General features: G+C 54.6%; 1 protein-coding gene and 1 pseudogene. Both read left to right on the top strand.

Going from position 1 to position 1,728, the window contains the following annotated elements; all coding sequences use genetic code 11:
• A pseudogene (locus tag AC2FJC_RS23810) lies at window positions 1–1,212 on the top strand (IS3 family transposase); the annotation flags it as partial.
• Between the two features lie 98 nt (window positions 1,213–1,310).
• Window positions 1,311–1,499 carry a hypothetical protein gene (locus tag AC2FJC_RS23805; RefSeq protein ID WP_496742196.1) on the top strand — a complete coding sequence of 63 codons (189 nt, stop codon included), beginning with the start codon at window positions 1,311–1,313 and terminating at the stop codon, window positions 1,497–1,499.
• The last annotated feature ends 229 nt before the right edge of the window (window positions 1,500–1,728 follow it).

Here is a 1,728-nt window from a genome sequence, read left to right as displayed (position 1 = left end):
AGAGCTCTGCCGCCGTGAAGGCATCGCGCAGAGCCTCTACTACAGCTGGTCCAAGGAATTCCTGGAAGCCGGCAAGAAACGTCTGGCAGGCGACACGGCCCGCGCGGCAACTTCCACCGAAGTGAAGGATCTGAGACGGGAAGCCCGTGATCTGAAGGAGGTGGTTGCCGAACAGGCTCTTGAACTGCGGTTGCTCAAAAAAAGCATGATCGCGGATGGGGGCGACGACGAATGAGATATCCCGCATCCGAAAAACTGGAAGTCATCCGCTTGGTTGAGCAATCGCATCTGCCGACCAAGCGCACTTTGGAGAAGCTGGGCATTCCGAAGACCACCTTCTATCGCTGGTACGACCGATATCTCGTCGGCGGCCCCGAGGCGCTTGAAGATCGTAGACCCACGCCGTCACGGGTCTGGAACCGCATTCCCACGCCTGTGCGCGAGAAGATCAAAGATCTGGCTCTGAAGGAAAGTGAGCTTTCCCCGCGTGAGTTGGCTGTTCGCTTCACCGACACAGAAAAGTACTTTGTGTCAGAGGCTTCGGTCTACCGCATCCTCAAGTCTTACGATCTGATTACCAGCCCGGCCTATGTGGTTTTGTCAGCCGCAGACGAGTTCCAGGACAAAACCACTCGGCCGAACCAGCTCTGGCAGACGGACTTTACCTATCTGAAGGTGATCGGCTGGGGCTGGTTCTATCTCAGCACGATCCTGGACGATTACAGCCGATACATCATCGCCTGGAAGCTTTGTACGACGATGAAGACCGAGGATGTGACCGACACACTGGACCTCGCTTTGCACGCCTCAGGCTGTGATCAGGCAACGGTGCTGCACAAACCACGCCTGCTCAGCGACAACGGGTCCAGCTACATCTCTAGTGAGCTTGCCGAATGGCTGGAAGATCAGAAAATGGATCATGTTCGAGGGGCGCCATACCATCCGCAAACTCAGGGAAAGATCGAGCGCTGGCACCAGACTCTCAAGAACCGCATCTTATTGGAAAACTACTATCTGCCCGGTGACCTTCAGCAGCAGATCGATGCTTTCGTCGATCACTACAATCACAGGCGCTACCACGAAAGCCTACAAAACCTCACACCCGCTGATGTCTACTTCGGGCGCGGACAGACCATTCTAAAACAACGAGAAAGGATCAAACGAAAGACCATCGAAACCCGGCGCTTGCTTCACCGCAAATCCGCCGCATAATCACAACAACCAGTTGAGCCAGACCCTCTCTTAGATCAGGCGGCCATCTGTCCCAAAATCCCTGACGTCAGACAATCAAGGCCGTTCTTCCAGCGTTTTTGCCAGAACTTTCATACGATGATCTGGACATCAAAGAGGGGGCAAGCGCGTCTCGTCTTTGGAAGGACGTGACACTGATTCAGCCAGACGATCCAGCGCGCGAGAAGGTCTATTCTGATCTTGTTGCGTATTGCACGCGCGACACTTCGGCAATGGTCGCCATTCATCGCGAATTGCTGGCGATGTGAGCTGTGGTGCGAACCTCAAAACAACTTGCGGTGCTGCTCTCCAAGTAGACTGGGCGATTTACCGGAGTTACGGCGCCCCCAAGACTTAATCTTGCCAATCCAGCCGATATAAAACGTGGTGCCCGCGTAGACCTTTCAGAAGTCTGGGTTCAATTTCAGAAAATAAGAAATCGGTTCGTCCTCCGACCATGGCGCGAGTCGCATCTGAAACGAGTATCTCGCCTGCCGC

The sequence above is a fragment of the Ruegeria sp. CDSB117 genome (genome assembly GCF_059611005.1).
This window is presented reverse-complemented; position numbering and strand designations above follow the sequence as displayed.